Source organism: Rhodanobacter sp. DHB23 (assembly GCF_014842975.1).
Taxonomy (GTDB): Bacteria; Pseudomonadota; Gammaproteobacteria; order Xanthomonadales; family Rhodanobacteraceae; genus Rhodanobacter_A.
This window is the reverse complement of record NZ_JACYXK010000007.1, coordinates 1-3,274: the sequence shown is the minus strand read 5'-3', so window position 1 is coordinate 3,274 and position 3,274 is coordinate 1. Positions and strand designations below refer to the sequence as shown.

Sequence of the window (3,274 nt, the reverse complement as noted above, 5' to 3'; positions counted from 1 at the left end):
ATGTTCCATGGCCCAGACGCGGCGGGCGACCTTGTTGGCCAGCGCGACCGCCGCCTTGTTGTGGCCTTGCCGGGCCTGCAACGCCAGCGCCCAGGCCTGCAGACGGTCGAGCAGTTGATCCTTTCGCTGCCGAACCTGCGCGGCACGCAGGGCGGCGCGTGCGCCATGGATCAGCAGCAGACGCAGGTAGCCGTCGCCGCGTTTGCTCATGGCGCCGAGGTGACGCTGCGCACCGGAAGAATGCTCGCGCGGCGTCAATCCCAGCCACGCGGCAAAGTGACGGCCGCTGCGGAACCGATCCAGCGAACCGACACTGGCTCGCAAGGCGGTGGCCGTCAGCACGCCGATACGGGCGCACATCGCGAGCAGGAAGCAGCCGCACCGTATGCCCCTGCCCGGCAAACCGGCGCGCCCAGTAATGCGCGCTGCCGTAGACTTCCATCACCACGCGCAGTGGCCCACGGTTATCCAGCACATGCGCAAAGGCCCGGCGCGACAGCCGCTTGCGCTCCACGATACGGTGAGGCGGTCCACGCGAAGCTCGTCCGCCAGCGGGACTACATCGCGCAACATGCCGGCGCGTCGGTCGCTGACCGCTACATCGCGCGATTGCTGGATTATTTCCGCGGCCCGGCCACCTTCCCCGAGCGGGGCCACCCGCGACCCGACATCCTCCCCGGCTTGCACGTGATCGGATTCGGCCACGCGGCGAGCGTCGCCATCGTGGTCGAGCCCGACGATGTCTACGTGGTCGGCGTGTATTTCGGCGGCGAGGACCACGAAGGCACACTGCACGAGCCGCCCTCGCCACCCTATGTCCCGTGAAATGCCCGCTCCGCGCCGATTCACCGCCCCCGTCAAGCTGTCCCCCACCCCGCCGATCTGGCACCATCGCCCGGTTACGTAACCCAGCGACAATCCCCGCATGAACCTGCAAGCCAACTACGAACAGATCCCGCTCAAGGAATACGCCGAGCGCGCCTACCTCGATTACTCGATGTACGTGGTGCTGGACCGCGCCCTGCCCTTCGTGGGCGACGGCCTGAAGCCGGTGCAGCGGCGCATCGTGTACGCGATGAGCGAGCTGGGGCTGGCGGCCAGCGCGAAGCCGAAGAAATCCGCGCGCACCATCGGCGACGTGATCGGCAAGTTCCATCCGCACGGCGACACCTCGTGCTACGAGGCGATGGTGCTGATGGCGCAGCCGTTCTCCTACCGCTACCCGCTGGTGGACGGCCAGGGCAACTTCGGCTCGCCGGACGATCCCAAGAGCTTCGCTGCGATGCGCTACACCGAGTCCAAGCTCAGCCCGATCGCCGAGGCGCTGCTGGGCGAGCTGGGCCAGGGCACGGTGGACTGGGTACCGAACTTCGACGGTACGCTGGAGGAGCCCTCGTGGCTGCCCGCGCGCGTGCCGCACGTGCTGCTCAACGGCTCGATGGGCATCGCGGTGGGCATGGCCACCGACATCCCGCCGCACAACCTGCGCGAACTGGTCAGCGCGTGCATCCGCCTGCTCGACGAGCCCGAGGCCACGGTGGCCGAGCTCTTCGAGCACGTGAAGGGGCCGGACTACCCCACCGCGGCGGAGATCATCACCCCGCGCAGCGAACTGCTGGCGATGTACCAGAACGGCACCGGCTCGGTGCGCGCCCGCGCGGTGTACGTGCGCGAGGAAGCCAACATCGTCATCACCGCGCTGCCGCACCAGGTCAGCCCGTCGAAGATCCTCGAACAGATCGCCGCGCAGATGCGCGCGAAGAAGCTGCCGATGATCGAGGACCTGCGCGATGAATCCGACCACGAGAACCCGATTCGCCTGGTGCTGGTGCCGCGTTCCAGCCGCGTCGACGCCGACGAGCTGATGCCGCACCTGTTCGCCACCACAGACCTGGAGAAGAGCTTCCGCGTCAACCTCAACATGATCGGCCTGGACGGCCGCCCGCAGGTGAAGGACTTGAAGAAGATCCTCACCGAGTGGCTGGCGTTCCGCACCAGCACGGTCACGCGCCGGCTCAACCACCGCCTGGCCAAGGTGGAACGCCGGCTGCACCTGCTGGAAGGCCTGCGCATCGCCTACCTCAACCTGGACGAGGTGATCCGCATCATCCGCACCGAGGAGGAGCCGAAGGCCGTGCTGATGGCGCGCTTCGGCCTCAGCGAGGAACAGACCGACTACATCCTCGAAACCCGCCTGCGCCAGCTGGCGCGGCTGGAAGAGATGAAGATCAACGGCGAACGCGACCAGTTGGAAGAGGAGCGTGCGCGCATCAACGTGCTGCTGAAGTCGCCGACCAAGCTCAAGGGCCTGATCAAGGAAGAGCTGCGCGCCGACGCCGAGAAGTACGGCGACGCACGCCGCTCGCCGCTGGTGGAGCGCGAAGCCGCGCAGGCGCTGGACGAAAGCGCGCTGGTGGCCAGCGAGCCGGTCACCGTGGTGCTGAGCCAGAAGGGCTGGATCCGCGCGGCCAAGGGCCACGACATCGACGCCGAGGGCCTGAGCTACCGCGAAGGCGACGGCCTGCTCGCCGTCGCCAGGGCGCGCACCACGCAGCAGGTGGCGGTGATCGACTCCACCGGCCGCAGCTACTCCACGCCCGCGCACACCCTGCCCTCCGCACGCGGCAACGGCGACCCGCTCACCGGCCGCTTCACCCCGCCCGCCGGCGCCAGCTTCGACGCGCTGGTGGCCGGCGACAACGATACCCGGCTGATCCTCGCCACCGACTTCGGCTACGGCTTCGTCACCCGCTTCGAGGCGCTCACCGGCCGCAACAAGGCGGGCAAGCAGATCATCTCGCTCAGCGACGGCGCCAGGGTGCTGGCGCCGCAGGCCAGCGCCGATCCCGCGCGCGACCGCATCGTGGTGGTCACCACCGAGGGGCACCTGCTGATGTTCTCGGTGGCCGAGCTGCCGGAACTGGACAAGGGCAAGGGCAACAAGCTGATCGAGGTGCCTAAGAAGCAGCTCGCGGAAGGCGAGCGCGTGGCCGGCATCGCCGTGGTCGCCGAAGGCAAGGGCGAGGTCACCATGTACGCCGGCGCGCGCAAGCTCACCCTGCGCTGGGCCGACCTGGTGGAGTACGGCGGCACCCGCGCCAGCCGCGGCGGCCTGCTGCCGCGCGGCCTGCGGCGCGTGGAGCGCATCGAGACCACGGGCTGAAGCGCACGCACCCTCCGTAGGAGCAACTGTCTTCACTCCGCCATCGGCGTTCTCCATTCAGCGCGGTCACGCGCCATGGCGTTGAGGCGGGTGAGGAGGACGCGCATACAG

Annotated in this window: 2 protein-coding genes and 1 pseudogene; 2 read left to right on the top strand and 1 reads right to left on the bottom strand. The window is 68.7% G+C overall.

The annotated features are described in order from the left end of the window. Positions 1–520: pseudogene (locus IHE47_RS00055) on the bottom strand (transposase); the annotation flags it as partial. Between IHE47_RS00055 and IHE47_RS00050 the strand changes: the two are divergent. Continuing rightward, complete coding sequence (locus tag IHE47_RS00050; RefSeq protein ID WP_192102891.1) at positions 454–825, top strand: type II toxin-antitoxin system RelE/ParE family toxin; 372 nt, start codon at positions 454–456, stop codon at positions 823–825. The pseudogene IHE47_RS00055 and the gene IHE47_RS00050 sit on opposite strands and share 67 nt — an antisense overlap. A gap of 100 nt (positions 826–925) precedes the next feature. Next, the gene (gene parC, locus IHE47_RS00045; protein WP_192102889.1) at positions 926–3,163 is read left to right on the top strand and encodes a DNA topoisomerase IV subunit A; all 2,238 of its coding nucleotides are present in this window, start codon (positions 926–928) and stop codon (positions 3,161–3,163) included. Positions 3,164–3,274 lie beyond the last annotated feature (111 nt).

Bases quoted from the DNA above. Each gene is read 5' to 3' on its own strand.
- parC (WP_192102889.1), top strand. From the start codon at position 926: ATGAACCTGCAAGCCAACTACGAACAGATCCCGCTCAAGGAATACGCC.